This window comes from Georgenia sp., from assembly GCF_054605595.1.
Genome location: NZ_JBTSDU010000023.1, coordinates 1 through 4,678, shown reverse-complemented (window position 1 = coordinate 4,678; position 4,678 = coordinate 1). Strand labels below are relative to the sequence as shown.

Annotated in this window: 4 protein-coding genes; 1 reads left to right on the top strand and 3 read right to left on the bottom strand. The window is 71.8% G+C overall.

Annotated elements, in window-relative coordinates:
- Positions 1-68 precede the first annotated feature (68 nt).
- The 3 genes from murA to leuC all read right to left on the bottom strand — a co-directional run bounded on the left by murA (position 69) and on the right by leuC (position 3,706).
- Positions 69-1,388 (bottom strand): UDP-N-acetylglucosamine 1-carboxyvinyltransferase, encoded by a 1,320-nt coding sequence (gene murA / locus ACYC1Z_RS04865; protein ID WP_461408415.1) that lies wholly within the window; start codon positions 1,386-1,388, stop codon positions 69-71.
- Positions 1,389-1,580: 192 nt separating this feature from the next.
- Complete coding sequence (gene leuD / locus ACYC1Z_RS04860) at positions 1,581-2,264, bottom strand: 3-isopropylmalate dehydratase small subunit (RefSeq protein WP_461408414.1); 684 nt, start codon at positions 2,262-2,264, stop codon at positions 1,581-1,583.
- Between the two features lie 20 nt (positions 2,265-2,284).
- Positions 2,285-3,706, bottom strand: coding sequence for a 3-isopropylmalate dehydratase large subunit (gene leuC / locus ACYC1Z_RS04855; protein ID WP_461408413.1), 1,422 nt, complete (start codon positions 3,704-3,706; stop codon positions 2,285-2,287).
- Positions 3,707-3,796: 90 nt separating this feature from the next.
- Here leuC and ACYC1Z_RS04850 point away from each other — a divergent pair, with 90 nt between their 5' ends.
- Entirely contained in the window at positions 3,797-4,519 is a 723-nt protein-coding gene (locus tag ACYC1Z_RS04850) for an IclR family transcriptional regulator (protein WP_461408412.1), read from the top strand.
- Positions 4,520-4,678 lie beyond the last annotated feature (159 nt).

The following is a 4,678-nucleotide window of genomic DNA, read 5'->3' as shown; positions in this document are numbered from 1 at the left end:
AACCCGCCTAGGGGCGTCGGTCGCGAACCCCGACCCGCACCCCGCTCGGGCCCGCCCGGACCCGCCCGTCAGGAGGCGAGCGTGACCTTGGCGCCGAGCGCTTCGAGTTTGCCCATGAAGTCCTCGTATCCGCGGTTGATGATCTCGATGCCACGCACCCGCGAGGTGCCCTCGGCCGCGAGCGCGGCGATGAGGTGGGAGAAGCCGCCGCGCAGGTCCGGGACCTCGATGTCGGCCGCCTTCAGCGGCGTCGGGCCGGAGACGACAGCGGAGTGGTAGAAGTTGCGCTGGCCGAAGCGGCACCCGAGCCCGCCGAGGCACTCGCGGTAGAGCTGGATGGTCGCACCCATCCCGCGCAGCGCGTCGGTGAAGCCGAAACGGTTCTCGTAGACCGTCTCGTGGACGATGGACAGCCCCCTGGCCTGCGTGAGGGCGACGACGAGCGGCTGCTGCCAGTCGGTCATGAAGCCGGGGTGCACGTCGGTCTCGAGCACGATGGAGCTCAGGTCGCCGCCCGGGTGCCAGAACCGGATGCCGTCGTCGAGCACCTCGAACGCGCCACCGACCTTGCGGAAGGTGTTGAGGAACGTCGTCATCTCCGGCTGCGTCGCACCCTTGACGAACACGTCGCCGTGCGTGGCCAGGGCGGCCGACGCCCAGGAGCCGGCCTCGATGCGGTCGGCGAGGGCGGTGTGGCGGAAGCCGTCGAGGCGCGGGACGCCCTCGATGCGGATGGTGCGGTCGGTGTCGACCGAGATGATGGCGCCCATCTTCTGCAGCACGGCGATGAGGTCCATGATCTCCGGCTCGATGGCCGCGTTGGACAGCTCGGTGAGGCCCTGGACCCGCACGGCGGTGAGCAGGGTCTGCTCGGTGGCACCGACGCTCGGGAAGGGCAGCTCGATCTTCGTGCCGCGCAGGCCCTCGGGCGCGGAGATGTGGATTCCCTGGACCCGTTTGTCCACCACGGCGCCGAACTTGCGCAGGATCTCGAGGTGGAAGTCGATCGGGCGGTCGCCGATGCGGCAACCACCCAGGTCGGGGATGAAGGCCTCACCGAGGCGGTGGAGCAGCGGCCCGCAGAACAGGATCGGGATGCGCGAGGAGCCGGCATGGGCGTCGATGTCGGCGACGTGCGCGGACTCGACGTTGCTCGGGTCGAGGTGGAGGGTGCCCGCCTCGCCGTCCTGGTCGACGGTGACGCCGTGCAGGCGCAGGAGGTCGGAGACCACCTCGACGTCGCGGATGAGCGGGACGTTGCGCAGCACGGACGGCGATTCGCCCAGGAGCGCGGCCACCATCGCCTTGGAGACGAAGTTCTTCGCGCCACGCACCGTGATCTCGCCGTTCAGCGGCGAGCCGCCCTCGACCGTCAGCAGACCGCTCATACCCACCTCACCGGACCCGGCAACGGGCCGCTTGCTCCGGGCGGGCTCGGTGGCCCGTCGCGTTCCAGGATACGGTCCTGCGCGTCGACGCGGGTGCCGCGCGGTGTTGCACCGGACACAGCCGCGCAGGAGGCCGCCCGGGACGCAGGAGGTCGCGGCGTCTCGCCGCGGCCTCCTGATCGGCGCGGATGCTCAGACGAGCGGTGCGTCGGCGTGCGCCGGGAGCCCCTCGCCACCGGAGCCGACCGGGCGGGCGGCCGTGATGTGGACGGGCGGGAGGTGCTTGGCGGGCAGGGTCCTGGGGCGCCACCCGGCCCGCGTCTGCTCATAGGCGGTGATGCTGGGCTCGTTCTGGAGGGTCAGGCCGATGTCGTCCAGGCCCTCCATGAGGCGCCACCGCGTGTAGTCGTCGATCTCGAATGTCGCGTGGACGTCGCCGGCGACGACGCTCTTGTGCTCCAGGTCCACCGTCACCTCGGTACCGGGCTCGGTCTCGAGGACCTTCCACAGCATCTCGGCGTCTTCCTGGCTGATGACGCCGGCGACGAGGCCCTGCTTGCCGGAGTTGCCGCGGAAGATGTCCGCGAAGCGCGGGGCGAGCACCACCTTGAAGCCGTAGTCCTTCAGCGCCCACACGGCGTGTTCCCGGGAGGAGCCGGTGCCGAAGTCCGGGCCGGCGACGAGCACCGACCCGTTGGTGTAGGCGGGCTGGTTGAGCACGAAGTCGGGATCGCCGCGCCAGGCGGCGAAGAGCGCGTCCTCGAAGCCGGTACGGGTGACCCGCTTGAGGTAGACCGCGGGGATGATCTGGTCCGTGTCGACGTTGCTGCGGCGCAGGGGGACGCCGACGCCGGTGTGCTGGCTGAACTTGTCCATGGTCGTGATCTCCTCGTGGCTCAGGCGTTGACGGCGGACGGCTCGAGGTCCGCCGGGGCGGAGAGCGTGCCGCGGATGGCGGTGGCCGCGGCCACGAGCGGGGAGACCAGGTGGGTGCGCCCGCCCTTGCCCTGACGGCCCTCGAAGTTGCGGTTGGACGTCGACGCCGCCCGCTCCCCCGGCTTGAGCTGGTCGGGGTTCATGCCCAGGCACATGGAGCACCCGGCGTTGCGCCACTCGGCGCCGAAGTCGAGGAAGACCTTGTCCAACCCCTCGGCCTCGGCCTGCAGCCGGACCCGGGCGGAGCCGGGGACGACGAGCACGCGGACGTCTTCGTTCTTGGTGCGACCCTTGACGATGTCGGCGACGGCGCGCAGATCCTCGATGCGGCCGTTGGTGCACGAGCCGATGAAGACGGTGTCCACGGTGATGTCCTTCAGCGGCGTGCCGGGCGTCAGCGCCATGTATTCCAGGGCACGCTCGGCGGCCTTGCGGGCACCCTCGTCGGCGATGTCGACCGGGTCGGGCACGGACGCCGAGAGCGGCAGGCCCTGGCCGGGGTTGGTGCCCCAGGTGACGAAGGGCTCGAGGCTGCCGGCGTCGAGGTCGACCTCGACGTCGAAGACGGCGTCGTCGTCGGAGCGCAGGGTCCGCCAGTACTCGACGGCGGCGTCCCAGTCGGCGCCCTCGGGGGCGTGCGGGCGGCCCTTGATGTACTCGAAGGTGTTCTCGTCGGGGGCGATCATGCCGGCGCGGGCGCCGGCCTCGATGGACATGTTGCAGATGGTCATCCGCGCCTCCATCGAGAGGTTGCGGATCGCCTCGCCGCGGTACTCCAGCACGTAGCCCTGGCCGCCACCGGTGCCGATCTTGGCGATGATCGCCAAGATGACGTCCTTCGCCGTCGTGCCGGGGCGCAGCGTGCCGTCCACGTTGATCGCCATGGTCTTGAAGGGCGCCAGGGGCAGCGTCTGGGTGGCCAGGACGTGCTCGACCTCGGAGGTGCCGATGCCGAACGCCAGCGCGCCGAAGGCGCCGTGGGTGGAGGTGTGGGAGTCGCCGCACACGACCGTCAGGCCGGGCATGGTCAGGCCGAGCTGCGGGCCGACGACGTGCACGATGCCCTGGTCGGCGTCCCCGAGGGAGTGCAGGCGGATGCCGAACTCCTTGGCGTTGTTGCGCAGGGTCTCGATCTGGGTGCGGCTGGTCTTGTCCGCGATCGGACGGTCGATGTCGAGCGTGGGGGTGTTGTGGTCCTCGGTCGCGATCGTCAGGTCCGGCCGGCGCACCGGACGGCCGGTGAGGCGCAGGCCCTCGAACGCCTGCGGGCTCGTCACCTCGTGGACGAGGTGCAGGTCGACGTACAGCAGGTCCGGCGCCCCGCCCGTGCCCTCGCGCACCACATGCGCGTCCCAGACCTTCTCGGCCAGCGTTCCGCTCATCGCGTTCTCATCTCCTTCGGGTCGGCCCCCGGACGAGGACACTTCGACACGTGGCTTGCATCTCACGGGCTGAGATGTCAATATCGCTCCATGGACAACTCTAGCGGAGTCGGCGTCCTTGACAAGGCCGCCACCGTGCTCGGTGCCCTCGAGGCCGGGCCGGCCACCCTCGCGCAACTCGTCGCCTTGACCCATCTTGCCCGTCCGACGGCGCACCGTCTCGCCGTCGCGCTCGAGCACCACCGCCTCGTCGCGCGGGACATGCAGGGCCGGTTCATTCTCGGGCCGCGCCTGGCCGAGCTCGCGTCCGCGGCCGGCGAGGACCGGCTCCTGGCTGCGGCGGGACCGGTCCAGACGGCGCTGCGCGACCACACCAACGAGAGCGCGCAGCTGTACCGCCGCCAGGCGGACCAGCGCATCTGCGTGGCCGCTGCCGAGCGGCCGATGGGCCTGCGGGACTCGATCCCCGTCGGGGCGACGTTGAGCATGCTCGCCGGCTCCGCCGCGCAGGTCCTGCTCGCCTGGGAGGAGCCGGACCGCCTGCACCGCGGGCTCCACGGCGCCAACTTCACCGCGACCGTGCTCTCGGCCGTGCGGCGGCGCGGGTGGGCGCAGTCCGTCGCCGAGCGCGAGCCCGGCGTCGCCTCCATCTCCGCACCCGTCCGCGGGCCGTCGGGCCGGGTCCTCGCCGCCGTGTCGGTCTCCGGCCCGATCGAGCGCATGGGGCGCCAGCCCGGTCGGCTGCACGCGGCCGCCGTCGTCGCCGCCGCGAACCGGCTCACCGAGGTGCTCAAGCGCACCGAGGAGGGCTGACTCCCTTCGGCGCCGGGGCGGGGCACCCCGGCGCCGCGGCGGACCGCCGAGCCTCAGCCCGCCAGCCCCGACGACGGCCGCCGCTCCCCGGTACCGCATGCCCGCCGCGGCGCGCGGCATCACTGCCTGCGCGCCGAGCACGGTCTGCGCGATCTCATC